Annotated in this window: 12 protein-coding genes; 4 read left to right on the plus strand and 8 right to left on the minus strand. The window is 44.9% G+C overall.

Going from position 1 to position 17,998, the window contains the following annotated elements:
* Positions 1-63 precede the first annotated feature (63 nt).
* The 8 genes from HUW51_RS10465 to HUW51_RS10500 form a co-directional block, all read right to left on the minus strand.
* Positions 64-1,404 carry an alkaline phosphatase family protein gene (locus HUW51_RS10465; protein ID WP_185273979.1) on the minus strand — a complete coding sequence of 447 codons (1,341 nt, stop codon included), beginning with the start codon at positions 1,402-1,404 and terminating at the stop codon, positions 64-66.
* Positions 1,405-1,710: 306 nt separating this feature from the next.
* Positions 1,711-2,118, minus strand: a complete 408-nt coding sequence (locus HUW51_RS10470) for a hypothetical protein (RefSeq protein WP_185273980.1) — start codon at positions 2,116-2,118, stop codon at positions 1,711-1,713.
* A 243-nt stretch (positions 2,119-2,361) separates the two neighbouring features.
* Positions 2,362-3,003 carry a PAS domain-containing protein gene (locus tag HUW51_RS10475; protein ID WP_185273981.1) on the minus strand — a complete coding sequence of 214 codons (642 nt, stop codon included), beginning with the start codon at positions 3,001-3,003 and terminating at the stop codon, positions 2,362-2,364.
* Between the two features lie 10 nt (positions 3,004-3,013).
* On the minus strand, positions 3,014-3,814 hold the full coding sequence (locus HUW51_RS10480) for an alpha/beta fold hydrolase (RefSeq protein WP_185273982.1): 801 nt from the start codon (positions 3,812-3,814) through the stop codon (positions 3,014-3,016).
* Positions 3,815-3,841: 27 nt separating this feature from the next.
* Positions 3,842-4,228 carry a hypothetical protein gene (locus HUW51_RS10485; protein ID WP_228466996.1) on the minus strand — a complete coding sequence of 129 codons (387 nt, stop codon included), beginning with the start codon at positions 4,226-4,228 and terminating at the stop codon, positions 3,842-3,844.
* 392 nt (positions 4,229-4,620) lie between these two features.
* A complete protein-coding gene (locus HUW51_RS10490; protein WP_185273984.1) occupies positions 4,621-5,487 on the minus strand; it encodes an alpha/beta hydrolase family esterase in 867 nt (288 codons plus the stop codon).
* A gap of 437 nt (positions 5,488-5,924) precedes the next feature.
* On the minus strand, positions 5,925-6,803 hold the full coding sequence (locus HUW51_RS10495; protein WP_185273985.1) for an alpha/beta hydrolase: 879 nt from the start codon (positions 6,801-6,803) through the stop codon (positions 5,925-5,927).
* A gap of 148 nt (positions 6,804-6,951) precedes the next feature.
* The gene (locus tag HUW51_RS10500; protein ID WP_185273986.1) at positions 6,952-8,595 is read right to left on the minus strand and encodes a carboxylesterase/lipase family protein; all 1,644 of its coding nucleotides are present in this window, start codon (positions 8,593-8,595) and stop codon (positions 6,952-6,954) included.
* A gap of 202 nt (positions 8,596-8,797) precedes the next feature.
* Between HUW51_RS10500 and HUW51_RS10505 the strand changes: the two genes are divergently transcribed.
* From HUW51_RS10505 to HUW51_RS10520, 4 genes are all read left to right on the plus strand, one after another.
* Positions 8,798-9,523, plus strand: coding sequence for an NUDIX hydrolase (locus HUW51_RS10505; RefSeq protein ID WP_185273987.1), 726 nt, complete (start codon positions 8,798-8,800; stop codon positions 9,521-9,523).
* Positions 9,524-9,856: 333 nt separating this feature from the next.
* Complete coding sequence (locus tag HUW51_RS10510) at positions 9,857-11,407, plus strand: carboxylesterase/lipase family protein (protein WP_185273988.1); 1,551 nt, start codon at positions 9,857-9,859, stop codon at positions 11,405-11,407.
* 25 nt (positions 11,408-11,432) lie between these two features.
* Positions 11,433-13,022, plus strand: a complete 1,590-nt coding sequence (locus HUW51_RS10515; protein WP_185273989.1) for a serine hydrolase — start codon at positions 11,433-11,435, stop codon at positions 13,020-13,022.
* Positions 13,023-13,781: 759 nt separating this feature from the next.
* Positions 13,782-17,978 (plus strand): Ig-like domain-containing protein, encoded by a 4,197-nt coding sequence (locus HUW51_RS10520; protein WP_185273990.1) that lies wholly within the window; start codon positions 13,782-13,784, stop codon positions 17,976-17,978.
* Positions 17,979-17,998 lie beyond the last annotated feature (20 nt).

Below are 17,998 nucleotides of genomic sequence, written 5' to 3' on the forward strand. Positions count from 1 at the left end.
TCTATAAAAAAACGAGCCTACTCTCCGGAGTAGGCTCGTTTCAATAAAATTTTTAAAAAATGCTTACTTCACGGCTGCTTCTAAGGCACCGGATTTAGAAGGATTGCTGGTGGGCGAGGGAACTCCGAGGAGGCGGGAAACCAACGGGGCAATATCTTCCAGCCCCATTAAAGGAACGGTGTTTTTTTGCGTAAAGCCGGCACCGTAACCCACAAAGCCGGTTTGTATTTCTTTAAAATCCGGAAAAAAGCCGTGCGTGCCGCCTTTGGCCGCTTTGAGTATTTCGCCTTCGGTAGTAGCGCTCAGGGTAATGCTGGGCACGGGCGCTAAAGCCAGGACGGCATTCGGGTCGGCGCCAATTTTATCCAGCTCGGCCCGCTCTACTACCCGGAACAGCTTTTTCTGGTCTTCGGGTAAGGCGGCCAACAGTTTTTTTACCTGGGCTATGGTTTGCTTATCATTAGGCTTTTTCAGGTGTAAAAACGCCGAGGCGCCCGAGGTATGAAATTTAGCTTTCCAGTCGCCTTTTTCTTTGCCGATTAATCCGTTTTTAGCGAGCAGCACGTTGGGCGCAAAGCTTTGCTTAATATCCACAAAACCGTGGTCGCCGGTAACAATTACCGCAGTACTTTCTTTAATGCCTGCTTTTTCAATCGCTTCCAGAATATTGCCCACGGCCCGGTCGGCGGTGGCTACCGCTTTGCGCACGTGCTCGCCGTCGCGGCCTTCGCTGTGCGCGGCGTGGTCTACGGTAAACACATGGAAGGTAAGTAAATTAGGTTGGTAGGTTTCTATCAGGTAAGCGGCCATGCGGCTGCCGTTCTCGTCGGCAATTAGGTAATCGCTGTTTAAATCTCTTACCTCTAGTTTACCGGTGGCGTTTTGTTCTATTTCTTCGAACAAACCTTTCGGGAAGGCCCCTTGCCGGACGGGTGTTACGCGATCCATGTTTTTATCCAGTGACCAGACTTCCGGAATGTTATAATCGATGGGTGCACCCGCCGATACGGGCCAGAAAACCGAAGCCGTTTTTAAACCGGCTTTGCGCGCGGCATCCCATAACGTTTCGGTTTTAATTAAATTTTCTTCCCAGTACCAGCGGCCGGTAGCGCCGTCGGGCTCAAAAGGCGAATTGTAGTAAATACCGTGTTGCAGCGGCATAACGCCGGTAATAATGGTGGTATGCGAAGGGTAAGTAACACTCGGGAAAACCCCGCGTACGCCGTTGGCCTGCACTCCATTGGCCGCCATTAGTTGCAGGTTAGGCGCCGCCCAGGATTTATCCTGGTAAAACTCCGGCCGGAACCCATCAATGCTGATAATAACTACGTGTTTAGCCGCCTGGCCCAGCGTTTGATAAAAAACGAAAAAATTTAAAAATAAAACAGAGAATAGGTATTTCATGCGGATTAGTTTTGGCGCAAAACTAGAATTGCCATGTTAAGGCATTATTATGCCCGCATAAAGGAAAGATTAACAAACTACCGAAATTTTAAAATTTTCTTTTTCAAGTAATTTTCAAATGGTTCTTCGGGTTTAGGATATGGCGTTTTTATATAGCAAAGAAGAGGCAATTTGAGAAGACATCTCTGTTGGTTTAATAAGTTTATAGGGGGTAGCTGCTGCGGTTATTTCAACAAAAAAGCCATGTGCATTTTAAAGTCACACGGCTTTTTTGCCGGAAGAAAATACATTATTAAAGCAATTTATTTACTTTACTCTCCGGTAATAGACGGCGCCACCATCCTGATAGCAACAAGACGTACTTAATTTAAGCTTTTCATTTTCCAGCTCGATGTAATTATAAGACCCGGAGGCGCTTTCGGATGTGGAGAAGGTGAGGGTATTCTTTCTTTCGCAGCAATCTTTTTTAACCTTTAAAGTGTAAGTTCCTTTATAATCCAGGGTGTCGTGGCGTTTTCTCTCGTAGCTGCCATCGGCCGCTATAATTATTATTTGGCCATTACCCGGAAGCAGGGTTTGGTCAAAATTATAACTATAAGATCTTTCTTGTTCCCAGGTTCCTACCAGTTGGGATTTAGTCGGATTTAGATCTGCGTCTTTTTTGCAAGCAAAAATAAGGAAGGGCGTAAATAGCAGGAGTAGGGTTTTCTTCATAAACAAAAAATAAGTAGTAACGCTTTGCCAGGCTATTTAAAGCAATAACTATTATTCAGTTTATGAAACAGAAGAGCTAAGAAGTATGGCTCAAAAACTTAATTACTGTAACAGAAACTGATAGGTTGCTATAGCCTGGTTTTGAAATAAAGAGCCTGTTTTTTGGTATTTGGTTGCATTGGTGTTTTAATTCTTAACCCGGGTTTATTGGTGCTTTGGCCGGGCCAATGCGGGTAACCCGAGCTAAATATGATCGTCGGCTTTGTCTACAATGGTGCGCACCTGCTGGTCGAGTTCGGTGGCGCTTTCCTGCAGCATGGCTACAATCTGATTTATTTCGTTGTTGGTAGCGGGTATTTGTTGCAATAACTTAAGTAAGCCCATAATATTGGCCAAAGGCGCCCGGATTAGGTGCGCCTGGTTAAACGATAACTCTTGTAAAGCCTGCGATTTTTGCTGTTTTTCTTCTTCGGCACGGGTTCTTTGTAACAGCAACTCATTTTCGTATTTTTTGCGGTCTTCTACTTTAAAAATAATGGCGTTGATTATTTCTTTGCCTTCGGCGGTTTTAGTTACGGCTTTGCCGTTAAACAAGCACGAGAAAGTGCCTGTAGCGGTTTTAATGTTTAAGTTAATTTCTTTGGCTTCCTGATGCATTTTCAGGATGGGCTGCACAAATAGCTCGAAGTACATTACTCCCGCTTTATCCAGCAAGTCTTTAAATTTTTTTTGCGTGATATCCTGCTCGGTTATTTCCAGCCAGTTTAATAATGTTTGGTTGGCGTAGAGAATAGGGCCATTTACTTCAAAAGTGAGCAAGCCGCAGGGCGCGGTGTGGTACAAAAACTTAAAATCTAAAGCGTTGTTCTGAGTTTCGTTTGGCATGGCCTTTCTGTTAATGGAGGTGCAGGTAAGCGTTAATGGCCGCTATGGTTTCTTCGGGGGCGCTCAAATGGGGACAATGCCCGGTAGCCTGTAAAATTTTTAACGTATTGTGCGAGGCTTTTTCCTGGATGTAATATCCCACTTCTAAAGGTGCCAGTATGTCGTCGGAACATTGCAGGGTAAGGCTCTCGGTTTGCAGTTTCTCCAGGTCGGCGCGGTTATCCGACAGAAAGGTTACGCGGGCAAATTCTTTGGCTATGTCCGGGTCAGTGGCGCAAAAGTTAGCGGTTAATTCTTCGCCCAGCTCGGGCCGGTCGGAATTGCCCATTACCTGCGGCCCTAAAAAGCTCGACCAGCCCAGGTAATTGCTATCCATTAAGGTAAGCAGGTTTATTAAATCTTCTTTGTCCATACCGCCGACGTAATCGTCTTCGTTGATGTAGTACGGCGATGGCGCCACAAAAATTAATTTACTAAAATAAGCAGGTTGCATAATAGCGGCTTTTACCCCAACCATGCTGCCCACGGAGTGCCCGATAAATATTACGTTGCTCAGGTTTAAGGCCGTTATAATATCCAATACATCCTGAGCGTAACCACTTATAGTACTATATCTCTTAGAGTCATAAGCACTTAAGTCAGACTGGCCGGCACCCACAAAATCAAAAAGAATTAACTTAAACTTGGTTTGGTAAGCGGCTACAAAATGCCGCCACACGTTCTGGCTGCAGCCAAAACCATGGGCCAAGAGCATAGCCTGTTCGCCAGTGCCTACCACGCGCACATTATTCCGTTTAATAACGTCTATCATTCGTGAAATTTAAAAAATACAATACGGTTAGAATAAGGACAACAGCCATTCGCGGGCGGTAGGTTCATCGTCGAACATTTTAATTTCCCAGGTATTGCTGATGCGCTGGTGCAACTGGTGAAACGACATTTGCCCGTAAACGCCCGGCGCCAGCACTTGCGCCATGTAGCGTAAACCTAAGGCTTGTACCCGCGGCGTCCAGGTTTGCACAATCCAATCGTTAGCCACATCCCAGGGGCCAATCAGTTCGGCGTGGCTGTTTAGGAGCTTGGCGCAAGGTTGTTTTTGCAGCATGTCGATGTAATAATTACCGCCTTGCATCACAGTACTTAAGCTTTGAATACCGATCCACTGGGCTAATACATAGGCATTATCGGGCATGCGTTCGGCAATCAAAAAAGTATCGCCATTCAATTTTTTTAGTTCAACCCGCTCCAAAACTCCGGTAAATTGTAGATTTTTAAAAATTTAAAAATAGGTGCTGATAAGGTGCCGCGCATATCAAAAGGGTTTACTTCCAATCCAAAACAATGTTGCCCCAAATTGCCGCAACCTGACCCCAACAGAATAAACTAGACGACTACTGCGGCAAAATCATCGCGAAGCTGCTGGTAGCATTTCTGCTGGTTAATTTCATATCTAACAAATATAGATTTGCCTTGTTCCAATAGAGCTACCCGAGTGAATTTTTGAATTTTTTGTAATTCCAGAAAAAGAATAGCCAGCCATACAGCAAGTACTACTGCTGGAATGGGTTTAATAGGGAATTAACAAACCGGTATTTTATTGTTATTTCAGAGGGAAGATTATTTCTGCCGCTTGAAAAATTGGCCGGCTTCGATAAAACCATCCACGTCTTTCGGGAAAGCGTGTTCGCCGCCGGTAACTTTTAAGAGCGTTACTTCGGGTTTGTTTTTTTGCTTATAGGTGTAGCGGGTAATGGTTTGCTGGTTGTTTTTGTCGGGGTCTGGGATAGCGGCTTCGGTGGGCTTGCCGGTGTAGCCCGCCAGTTTGGCCCAATACTCAAAAGAGCCATCCGTAGAATGTACCGTACCAAACGAGTTGCCATTTACCTGCATTTCGCCGCCGTTGTACGGGTTTATGGCATCGTTGGTGCCGTTTATTATCATGACGGCTACGGGCACTTTAGCTTCCACGCAATCTAAGTTAGGTTGGTCGGGTAAATTAGCGACTACGGCGCAAATTGCTTTGCATTGCTGGGGCATGGTTAAGGCCAGTTTGTAGGCCATGTGCCCGCCACCCGATAAACCAATCGCGAAAAAGTACTTTTTATTTACCTGGTATTTCTGTTGGAAGTACTGGTGCATGGCTTTAAAAAAAGCTTGCTCGTTAATGTCTTCCTGGTTGGCGGCGCTGGTGGCTTTTTTCCGGCACTCGTTCCAGTAGCGTTTATAGCCGTCGGGGTAAACCGGTAAGAAATGTTCCTGATTCGCGTTTTTCTGCAAGGCCGCGGCCGGTTGCATCATACCTTTACCATCGCCGCCCGAGCCGTGTAATACAAAAACCAAATCAAAGTTTTGAGTGGCCTGGGTAGGTTTGTTAAAGTGAAAAACGCGGTAATGGTTCTCTACTTGTACGGAGTCGGTAATTATCTGGCTTTTTACTTCCAGAATACTGGCGCAAAATAAAACGAGGCATAGTGCAATTTTCATGAGCCGGAATGCTGATTTTTTGGTTAAAGTAACGTGAGTTCGAATTAAGTACTTATCTACACAATAAATAAATGAAAGCACTAGCAAGGAAGATAAAATTCTATTTTCAAGTTTTTTCCTGTCTATTTTAGTCATCCTGAAAGGATCTAACCAGTAGGTAACCGATTAGATCCTTTCAGGATGACTTACTTAAAGTTGAATAACGTTGTATTCTTTGCTTATCTCGAACTCACGTTAAAGTAGCAATAATTATACGAACTGGCACGCCAATATTTAAAAAACCATTTCCGCGGCGGCGAAAATGGCTTAGGTTGGGTTTATCAGTAGGGTTTAAAATTTTATAAAATGCTTTAATACGAGCTGCAAGCCCGCACCAACTCAAAAATTTTACGCTAGGGTAGGAGCAACCGAAATAGCTTCCCGCTTTACCGACTGGTTTACATAACCGCAGTACCGTTGGCTTTTAAAATTTTACTGAAAAACAAGATGTGGTAGGGCAAGGAGTTTTCCCAGTAATCCCAGGTGTGGCCGCCAGGGTGCTCGGTGTAGTCGTGTGGTGTTTTATTGTACACCAAACGCCGGTGCAACTCGCGGTTGGGTTCAATTAAAAAATCATCGACGCCGCAGTCAAATATAAGTTTCACGTCGTTGGTCTTCATCTTATCAGCGTAAGTTACCACCGAGTTAGCCGCGTATAAATCGGGTGTAGCGCCTATTGGTCCTAAAATGCGGGCAAACCGGGGCGTTATCTGCTGCTGAAACTCGGGCGTAATTTTCCAGTTGGCAAAATTTAAATCCAGCGCCCCGCTCATGCTACCGGCGGCGCAGTACAAGTCGGGGTGGCGGGTAGCCAGGTAAAAGGCCCCGTGGCCGCCCATGCTCAATCCGGTTATTACGCGGCCCTTGCGGTCGCGGATGGTGCGGTAGGTATTATCTATTTTGCTGAGTACTTCCTGGGTAATGTAGGTTTCAAACTTGTTATCGGCTTGCACCGGACTATCCAGGTAACCGCCCAGGTTTTCGCCTTCGGGGGTTACAATGATTAAATTATATTGGTCGGCGAGCTTGTGCAGCAATTGCTTGTCGGGCGTTAACCGCAGCCAGTCGCTGAAATGGCCACCGCCGCCGTGCAGCAGATACAGCACCGGGTAAGCAGCTTTACTTTTGGCGTAAGTTTTAGGCAGCACCACCGCAGCTTTGTAGGTTTTGTTCATGGCGGCACTCGGAATCTCCAGCGAGTCTACTTTAGCCGCCTGGGTTTCGGTAGCGGAAAACCAAACTAAAGTAAATAACAGAAAAGAAAGTATTAATCTCATAGAATCGGCAAAATTTAAAAATGACAGGGAGAAAGTAAAACCGGCAAACAGGATTGGTTTGCCGGCTAAAAGTTTAGTAGAGCACTGAAAAGGATGTACCGGAAAAATTTAAAAATTTAAAAAATTAAAATTTAACTTCTGGTGCAGCCTATTTTTTAGTTTGTAACTGATCCAAGGTTTCGTAGCGCGCTTCGTGTTGGGCAGGTTTAGCGCCGGTAGTAACATCCAGGTGCATGACTTGTGCCGGACCCGTTTTGCTGTTAGCGGGCCAGTTAGGTAAGCTGGTGCCGTTGGGGTTGCCGGTTTTTATAAAGTTAGCGAAGTAGCGCTGCATGGTTTCCGAAACTTTGTAATCATCCGGTGTCCAGGCGTACACTTTGTTATAAGGTAAGTTGCCCATGGCGTATTCAATTTCAGCGGCGTGCACCGCGCCGCGGGCTTGCGGCATTTTAACGGCATTCGGGTCACTTTCTTTTACTACTCCGCCGGCTAAACCCGCAGTAGCATTACCCATGGCGGCTACCATCGGGGGCCGGGGTCGCGAAAACAAATACCGGTACACTGGCTGGCCGCTGGTTTGGCGGTGAAGGTCCATCCATTTCCAGGTGCTGTAGGCAATAAAGCGGTCGCCGGCTAAATCGGTGGCTACGGGCACTACTTCTTCGTCGGAGGTGGGTTTATACACCTGCAGAATAGCATTGGCCTGGTCACCGAACGTTTTTTGCACGGCTTTGGTGTAATTATCTATGGTAGGTTGTTCTTTACCCAGCAAAAACAAATACGTCATTTCTTCGGAGTTCCAGCCCGCCAGTAACGGTACTTTGGCTTGTTCGCCGGCAGCAAAAATAGCGGCTGGTGATTTCGGGAAGAAATAATTATCCAGGGTAGCCGGAAAGCCCGGAATGCCTTTTTTACCCGCTGCATCCAGTAATTTTTGGGCAGGCATTTGCCGTAAATCAGCTAAAGATTGAGCACCCATTTCGGTGGCGAATTTTACGCCTATTTGTTCGGCTTCTGATAGCGGCACCGGATCTAAGCCCGAATTTACTAAAGCGCCGCTTTCGCCAATGGCTTGGGCAAATAAGTTTTTCGAAACCGGCGAAGCCATTTGGGCGCTCACCGAAATAGAACCCGCTGATTCGCCGGCAATAGTAACTTTATTGGGGTCGCCGCCAAAAGCTGCAATGTTTTGTTTTACCCAACGCAAAGCGGCGGCCTGGTCTTGGTAACCATAATTGCCCGAGGCTTTGTGCGGCGATTCTTTGGTGAGCTCCGGATGCGCCATAAACCCAAACACGCCCAAGCGGTAATTAACCGAAAGGGCCACGATACCCATTTTGGCCATGCTTTCGCCATCGTAGCGGGCTTCGGAGCCATCGCCGGCCACAAAGCCGCCGCCGTAAAAGTAAACCAGTACCGGTAACTTTTCTTTATTGCTCTTGGCTGGCGTCCAAACGTTTAAATACAAGCAATCTTCGTTCATGCCATCCGAGCGGAAACCCATATCGCCGAATACGGGCAACTGCATGGCCCGGGGGCCAAACTGTTTCGCGGCCCGTACCCCCGACCAGTTTTTTACCGGTTGCGGTTCGCGCCAGCGCAAGTTCCCCACGGGCGGGGCGGCAAAAGGTACTCCTTTAAAAGACCGGATGCCGGATTTTTCGGTTACGCCTTCCAGCTTGCCGTTGGCCGTGCTCACCTGGTTGTTGCCCGCTGTAGCTTTCGTGGTTTGGGCCTGCACCGTGGGCAGTACCAGCAGGGCTAGTAGTAAAAAGGTAAAAACTGTTTTCATATCAAGTATAAAATAAAGATTAGGGATAAGCTGGTTTTGCCTATTGCTGATAAAGCTGATAGTAATTTTTATTATTGTTGCAACAGAAAACAATAATAAAAATTAGTTTTGATAAAGTCAAGATAAATATTGTTGCGCTACGCAACATTGTTTACTTTAGGGCTTTCATGGGTTTGTACTGATTAGATAAACTTTACCTTGCATGAGTAAGAAAACCATCGAGCACCAAATGGATGGGGCCAGATACCTGCCTAATCTGGCAATTGATATGGTCATATTTGGCTTTCATGATAATCAATTAAAAATATTGCTGCTGGAGTACGAAAACACCAACTTGTTTGCTTTACCCGCCGGCTTTATTAAAAAAGAAGAAGATGTAAACAAGGCGGCCCGGCGTTCTTTAGAACAAAGAACCGGGTTAAAAAATATTTACCTGGAGCAGTTTTACGTTTTCGGCGATTACCAGCGGTATAATCCCGCCCCGTTAAAGGCTATTTTGAAAGGCCGCAATTTAAAATTTAAAAAAGATCACTGGCTTCTGGACCGCTTTGTTTCTATTGGGTATTATGCTTTGGTGGATTTTACCCAAGCCGTACCCAAACCCGATCCTTTGTCGGACCGCTGCGACTGGTATGATTTAAATAATCTGCCCCCGCTTATGCTGGACCACCAGGAAATGGTACAAAAAGCTTTGGAAACGCTCCAACTAAACCTGGACCGGAAACTAATCGGCTTTAATCTCTTGCCCGAAACATTCACCATCGGAGATCTGCAAATACTCTACGAAACCATTCTGGGTGAAAGGCAAAACCGGTCCAGCTTTCAGCGCCGGATTTTAGGCCTGGATATTCTGGAACGCATCGAAAAGAAATACACCGGCGGCGCCCACAAAGCACCGTACCTCTACCGGTTTAAACAGAATCAATAATTAGGCTAGTCAAGCTTTGCCTATGCCAACTAAATAGATAAGCGGTTCAAAGGTTACTGGTTAAGTTAAGCTAGAGGAAAGTTCCCCTCCTAAGTTTAGGAGGAGCAGGGGGGCTTTCTGCGGAAATAGTGAACAGAAATGTAGAATCTTAGAGCTTTTGCATCAGCCTGAAAATTTTAAAATTTTAAAATTTTTTAAATCTGGATGGCCGTAATTAGTAGCTGTTTTTAAAGCAGATAAGCGGTGCCAATCAATAACAAATAAAGTGTTCTTTGCTTAGCAAATTTTGTTGTACTAACCGCATTTTTTGCGGGCAATTTTTTATATTCCAGCATGATAAAAGCTGCAAAAGTATCTGTACTATTTATTCTGCTGTTAGCGGGGGTGTTTGCTTTTTACCCGGTGCCCGCCAGTTTAGATATTATTAAAATTCAGTCGGGTCAGATTTCCGGTGCTAAAAGTAAAGATGGCCAGATTGCCATTTATAAAGGTATTCCGTTTGCGGCTCCGCCCGTGGGCGATTTACGCTGGCGGGCGCCCCAGCCGGTAAAATCGTGGTCGGGCGTGCGGGCGTGTACGCAATTTGGGCCAAGCCCCATGCAAGCCGAGCCGAAGCCTTTTAGCATGTGGAGCGCCGAGTTTTTAATTCCCAAAGAACCCATCAGCGAAGATTGCTTGTACCTGAACGTGTGGACAGGCGCTAAAACCGCTACCGAAAGAAGACCGGTACTGGTTTGGATTTACGGCGGCGGTTTTAACAGCGGCGGCGCCGGCGTACCCATTTACGACGGCGAAGCCATGGCACACCAAGGCCTGGTGTTTGTTAGCATGAACTACCGGGTAGGGCCGTTTGGCTTTTTCGCACATCCGGAGCTAAGCAAAGAATCCGGTACAAATGCTTCCGGTAATTATGGGTTACTAGATCAAATTGCGGCTTTGCGCTGGGTAAAACAAAACATTGCGACATTTGGCGGCGATCCTAACAACGTAACAATTGCGGGACAATCGGCGGGTTCCATGAGCGTAAATTACCTGGTAGCCTCGCCATTGGCGAAAAACTTATTCAAAAGGGCCATTGCCCAAAGTGGTGCTAATTTTACGCGCGGTAGTATTACGCTGCCGCAAGCGGAGGAAGAAGGCGTTAAAATAGCGCAAACGTTAAACGCTACCTCCCTGGCCGATTTAAGAAAACTACCCGCTGCCACCGTGCACGAAAAAATAAAAGGCACGCGCCCCATTGTAGATGGGTACGTAGTGCCCGAAACCGTTGCCCAAATTTTTGCGGCGGGCAAAGCTAACCCCGTGGATTTACTTACCGGCTGGAACGAAGAAGAAGGTCTGACCATGGGGCCGCTGAAGAATGCCACAGAATTTCAAAAATTAGGGGAACAACAATACGGCGCCAATGCCGCCGATTTTTTAAAATTTTACCCCGCCAGCACCGATGCCGAAGCCGAAAAGTCGCAGTTAAGGCTCTCGCGCGATTTGATTTTTGGTGTTCAGAATTATGCCTGGGCCAACGTGCAAAATCAGCAGTATAAACAAAAGGTATACGTGTACCGGTTTACGCGCAAAGTGCCGGCCACCGGCGAGTATAAAAAGTACGGTGCTTTCCATACCGGCGAAGTGCCCTACGCTTACAATAATTTAAAATTTGTAGACCGGCCCTGGGAACCTGCCGATCACGAACTGGCCAGAATCATGTCGGGGTATTGGGCTAATTTTGCGCGTACGGGTAACCCCAACGGGGCAAAGCTTCCGGTATGGCCTGTCTACCAGCCTACTGATAAAAAAATCATGATTTTAGACCTGCAGCCGACGGCCAAAGCCATGTCCGATGCGGCCGCCCTCGACTTTTTATACCAACAAACCGCAAGCAAGTAGTCAATCTTAAAATCTATTGATAGTAATGACCCTGAACCGCCGAAATTTTTTAAAATCCACGGGTGCTGGCTTGGCTGGCATCGGCCTTTTTTCTTTTTTACCCGAGCCGCTTTGGGCCGCCGTGTCCGAAAATAGTAGTTTGCCCCGTAGCACGCCGGAACTGCAAGGCATTGCTTCGCCAAACTTGTTGGCTTTTATCGAAGCCGTAGAAAAAGAAAAACTTGGCCTTCATAGTTTAATGGTAGTACGGCATGGCAAAGTAGCCGCCGAAGGCTGGTGGGCGCCCTACGCACCTGATTTAAAACATACGCTTTTTTCGCTGAGTAAAAGTTTTACTTCCACGGGCATTGGCCTAGCCGTAACCGAAGGTAAATTAAAAGTAACCGACAAAGTAGTGTCGTTTTTCCCGAACGATTTACCCGCTACCGTAAGCCCGAACCTGGCGGCCATGCGCATTAAAGATTTGCTCACCATGACTACCGGTCACGATAAAGATACCATTGGGCCATTAGTGCAGGATAAATCGGGGAGTTGGGCGCGTACTTTTCTGGCTCTGCCCGTAGAGCACGAACCTGGTACGCACTTTTTGTATAACACCGGCGCTACCTATATGCTCTCGGCTATTATCCAGAAAGTAACCAATCAAAATTTGCTGGATTACCTCACGCCGCGCTTGTTGCAACCTTTAGGTATTGTGGGTGCTGACTGGGAAACGGATCCGCAAGGCATTGCCACGGGTGGCTTTGGTTTACGGATTAAAACCGAAGATATTGCCAAATTCGGGCAGTTGTATTTACAAAAAGGCGTGTACAATGGGCAACAAATTTTACCGGCCGCCTGGGTAGAAGAAGCTACCGCTTACCAGGTGCCGAACGCCGCCTCTACTACGCCGGCCCACGAGTGGAACCAGGGCTACGGTTACCAGTTCTGGCGCAGCCGCCATAATTCGTACCGCGGCGATGGCGCCATGGGCCAGTACTGCCTGGTATTGCCGGAGCAAGATGCCGTTATTGCCATTACCAGCGAAACCAGCAATATGCAGGCCATTCTCAACCAGGTTTGGGACCACATCTTACCGGGCATGAAACCAGCAGCTTTGCCCGCGAATGCGGCTGCCCAAAAGGCTTTAAAGCAAAAGCTATCCTCGCTTACTTTACTGCCCGCGAAAATAAACAGCAATTCGCCTGTGGTTAAAAGTATTTCGGGTAAAACCTTTCGGCTAGTCGATAATCACTTAAAAGCTCAAAGTATTTCTTTCGCGTTTACGCCTACTACCTGCATTTTTAAATTACAAGACAACCAGGAAACGCACCAGATTACCTGTGGCCTAAACAATTGGGCCATGGGCGAATCCCGGATGCCCGGCGAGCCGCCCAGCTTTGTGCAAATGGAACCGAAGGAGCCCAAACCCAAAGAAAAAGTGGCCGCCTTTGGTACCTGGCAAGACCCGAATACGTTCGTAATGACCTGGGTTTTTAACCAAACGCCCCATTCCGAAACTGTTACTTGTCACTTTGAGAAAGATACCGTCCGGCTGGAATTTAACGACAGCGTTGCCGCCAAAGCCCCCGAACGCCCCAAACCCCGGCCTACTCTGGAGGGCCGCTTAGCTTGATAAATTCGTCCGGTATATTCATTTGATAAATACAAAAAACCAGCGGTACTCCCGCTGGTTTTTTGTTTACTAAGCAGCTATTGTCAAAATTTTAAATTTTTCCTTTTTCTACCATTCCGTAATTGGTTGCTGGTGGTAGTTGCCTGCTCTTTACCCTTCCTCTTAATCCCATTAGAGTACAAAATCACTAAGTAGTTACAGTACTAAATAGGCGAGTGAGTATTATATAACTATGCAATTAAAGTTGTTGCTTTAATATATAAAAAATGATATTATAACTATTTAAATTTTACTATAGAATTATAGGAATAAATTGTGATAGGGATTGAAATGAGCCCTTATGCCGATGATTTAAGCCTGAATTATAGTAATAAATTTACGCACTAACCCGATAAAGTAAATCTTAGAGAAATATGAAGTAGGATAAAAACAATAAACCGCTTTTAAGTTGCTTATAGCAGTTTTAATGAAAATAGAAATTTAGTACATCATTGATTTTACTACTCTTTATGCGAATAGATTTCAGATGGGCTTTGTAATTTCTATTTATTGGGTGAATTGCGCTTTTATTGTGTCATCTCTTAAAGATGTTGCATGGCCTCTAAAAGATGATTCAAGAATGCTCTGCCGGATTAAATATAAAGTATAGTCAGGTTACGAATTTAACTACACATCTATTGATCAAAACAGAATTAATTATCATAAAAATTTAAGTGCTTTTATAAATATTAAAATAATATCTAATTCACAATTTACACCATGAAAAAAAGGTTACTTTTTATTGTTTTCTGCTTTTTGTTTGCTCATTGGCAAGAAGGGTGGGCACAAAGCCTGCTTTATCTAACCAATAATGTAAGCAGCCCAATGGCTTTAGATTATAAGTCCTATTTAACAGCATCTGGTTATAATGTTAATATTTTAAATATCAATAATTTAACTGCTGATAACCTCACAAATGTTGATGCAGTAATAATTGGACAAGAAAGTGGTTCAGCTATACAAACCAAAGCCCAGACAATTAAAAATGCTAATAAGCCGGTGATCGGCATTGCTTATGGAGCTCAGCATTACGCGGCTGGTGTAGGTGGCTATTATACCAAAGTAGGCGGAAGTGCGGGAGGAGATTTAATTAGTGCCAATAAAGTAAAAACAAGTGAAATATTTAATTCGCCCAATCAAATAAGCGGTACTTCTATTCAAATATTAAACAGTACTGCTTATAGTGATATTTACTATATGGGATATATGACTGATAATCAAAGAGCAAATATTGTTAGTTGGTTGAGTGTGTCTGGAGCGTATAGTGCCTTATACCGGGAAGGAAAAGAACTTTATTACTGGGCTTATGCGCAATCGCCTAATGTATGGACCGAAACAGGCAGAAAGCTTTTTGTTAATGTAATTGAATATGCTAAAGCAAATAATAAAGATGACCATGTAATAACTTTCAACGCTTTGCCTGAAAAACAGATGGGCAATGCGCCTTTTGATCTTACCGCAACCGTAGAAAGTAAAGTTGCTTTAACTTATTCCAGTTCAGATCCAGCAGTTGCCAGTGTTTCTGGCAAAACAGTTACTATTAAAGCGGTAGGAACCACTAATATTACAGCCCGCGCAGAAGCTACCGAGGTTTATAAAGTAACTACTGCAACCAGAGAGTTGATTGTGGTAAAAGGCAAACCGGCTGCTCCCGGCAACTTAACTGCCACCGCTGGCAACGCAAAAGCAGATTTAAGCTGGACTGCGAATAATGCGGCAGATAATGTAACAGGTTATAACGTTTACCGCGGCACGGCTGCCAATGCCGTAAATACCAAACTAAATACTTCTTTAGTAACCAGCACCACTTTTACCGATGAAACTGTAGTAAATAACACTACTTACTACTATGCCGTTACCGCTGTAAACGCTGATGGAGAAAGTACTAAATCTACAACCGTGAGCGCCACTCCAACAGCGCCGCCGGTGCCACAGTTTACCTCTACTCCGGTAACAGAAGCTATAGAAAATGTACCGTATAGTTATAGTTTATCGGCGGCTGACGGAACAAACACTCAGTTAACTTTTTCTACACCAACTTTACCAAGTTGGCTTAGCTTAACTCAAGGGCAAAATACGGCTACCCAGTTTGGTGGGACAGTAGAACAGCCCGGGGGAGTGGCTGGCGATGCAAATGGTAATATCTATGTTACTCAAAATGAAGGCACTCAAATATATAAAATTCAATCAGATGGTACCACTACTAAATGGTTCAATCGAGGTGCTGGAGAGGTATATGCCATGCAGATTTATCAAGACTATTTATACATATCATATTATAACTATTCTACTGGTAAAATTACAAAAGTAAATCTGAATGATCCTGCCGCTGGAGAGACAGTTGTGTTGCCTAATGTGGCGGGGCCACTCTCTATTGCTATTAAAGACAACTATTTATACGCTGCTTTGTTTAATGGTGGGAAAATTATTAAGATCAATCCAAAAACAAATACCTTTACCGATTACCTAACAATTGATAATCCTTTCGGGATAGGTTTTGATAACAATGGCATCCTCTACATTGCTGCCTATGGTTCTGGAAAAGTTTTTAAGTATAATGGTACAAACTTAACTGAAGTATTGAACGGATTAACTTATCCGAGCGATATAAAAATAGATAAGAACGATAATTTATACGTTAGTTCTTATGGAGGAGGCGTCCGCAAATATAAACCGGATTTATCTTCATTTGTTCAGGTAAGCACTAATACTCAGGTATGGGGAATGTCGTTAACTCCATCAGGCAGCCTTGTTTTTGGTGATTATTCTGGCAATAAAATATTAAAACTTGAAACTGGAGCCGTATTAAGCGGCACACCAAAGCACTCCGATGTGGGTACCCACCAGGTAAGTTTGCGGGTGTCGAATGGAACAGAAACCGCTGATCAAAACTTTACCATTACTGTAAAAGACATTACCGCTCCTACTGTAACCATTTCCTCCAGTCAAACCGATATAGTTAAAGAAGCTTTTGATGTTACGTTTACTTTTAGCGAAGAAGTAAAAGACTTTGCTCTGGAAGATATTACTGCTACTAATGCTACGGTTTCTAATCTGCAAACACAGGATAATACCACGTTTACAGCTACGGTTACTCCTACAGCTGATGGTGAAGTAAGTTTGCAGGTAAAAGCAAGCACCTTAACCGATGTAAATGACAATGCGAATACAGCCTCTAATGAGTTTAAATTGCTTTATGATGCTACGGCGCCAACTGTTGTAATCAGTAGCGATGTCCCTGCAGTTGTAAACGAAGCATTTACTGCAACCTTTACTTTTTCGGAAGATGTGGTTGGTTTTGCTGCAGAAGATGTAACCTTAACAAATGCTACGATTAGTGCCTTTACTAAGGTTAATAACAAGACGTACACTGCTATTATTACACCCACTAACAACGGAGCTGTATCGGTAGTACTACCGGCGGCCAAAGTACAGGATAATGTTGGCAACGATAATATAGCTTCAGAAGAATTTACGCGCCAGTACGATGCTACCCGTCCGCAAGTAACGGTAGCAACTACGGCTCCTAACCCCAGCAATGCGGCTTTTTCGGTAACGTTCACCTTTAGCGAACCCGTGAGTGGCTTTAGCATCGCCGATATTAACCTGGTACATGCTACTGCTTCCGACTTAGCCTCAGTAAGTGCTACGGAATACACGGCGCTAATTACGCCAACGGCACAAGGTGAAGTAAGGGTATCCGTACCGGAAAATAAGGCAGAAGACGTAGCTACCAACGGCAACGAAGCCAGCAACGAATTAAAGTTAATTTTCGACAGCATTGCGCCTACAGGCTATGCGGTATCTTTTAACCAAGATAAGATTGACTTTGATAATCAAACCAAGATTTCGGTGAAGGTAACGGGCGCGGAAGCAGGTACCGATTATTTTTATGAAATCTCCAGCAGCGGCGGTGGTACTTCAGTAACCGGAACGGCTTCGGCAACTACCAGTAATTTTGAAATTTCAGACTTAGATGTAACTATTCTGAAAGATGGCCAGATAACTTTCGCTTTCTACCAGCAAGATGCTGCCGGTAACAAAGGTGCGGTAGTAACGGACCAGGTAACAAAACTTACCCGCAATATTGTTTCGGTAGCACAACCAGCTACTGTGCAGGTGCCTATTCGCACTACGTTCCTGCAAGTTACTTTGCCTACTACCGTAGAGGTAACCTATACCGATAATACCAAACAGCAGATTGCCGTAACCTGGCAGCCGGGTAATTACAACGCTTACATTGCGGGGCAATACGAGATTACAGGTGCTCTTACTTTAGCACCGGGTACGAGCAACCAAAACAATCTGCAAGCCCGGATTATAATAGAAGTACAACCGAACAAAGTACCTACGGCCTTAGCTTTAAGCGCGACCACGTTTAACCCCAATATTACCGCTAACGAAGCTATTGGTAATTTCTCTACCGTAGATCCAGATGACCAGGAGTTTACTTATGCTTTGGTGAGTGGTGCCGGCGATACCAATAATAACTTATTTGAAATCCGCCAGAACCAGTTGTATTTAAAATCAAACCAAGGCTTATCGGGGCAAACGCAGTTTACCATTCGGGTAAGAACCACTGATACCTACAACAATTCTTTCGAGCAAAACTTTACTTTAACTAAAGCTGCTTATGCCAAAGCAGTGGATCAGCTTAAAATTGTAAATGCTTTCACGCCGAACGGCGACGGAGTAAACGATGAATGGACTGTGCCCGAACTGAAGTTTTACAACAAAGTGAACATTGAAGTATTCGACCGCTCCGGGGTAAGATTATTTCAAACCACCAATCCCGAAAAAGGCTGGAATGGTCAAAACCTGAACGGCAAGGTGCTGCCGGGAGCTTACATGTACATCATTCAGGTGGAAGATATTAAGCTGACCAAGAAAGGCGTGATTACGGTTTTAAAGAAATAAGTAAGGAACTTAGTAAGAAT

Source organism: Adhaeribacter swui (assembly GCF_014217805.1).
Taxonomy (GTDB): domain Bacteria; phylum Bacteroidota; class Bacteroidia; order Cytophagales; family Hymenobacteraceae; genus Adhaeribacter; species Adhaeribacter swui.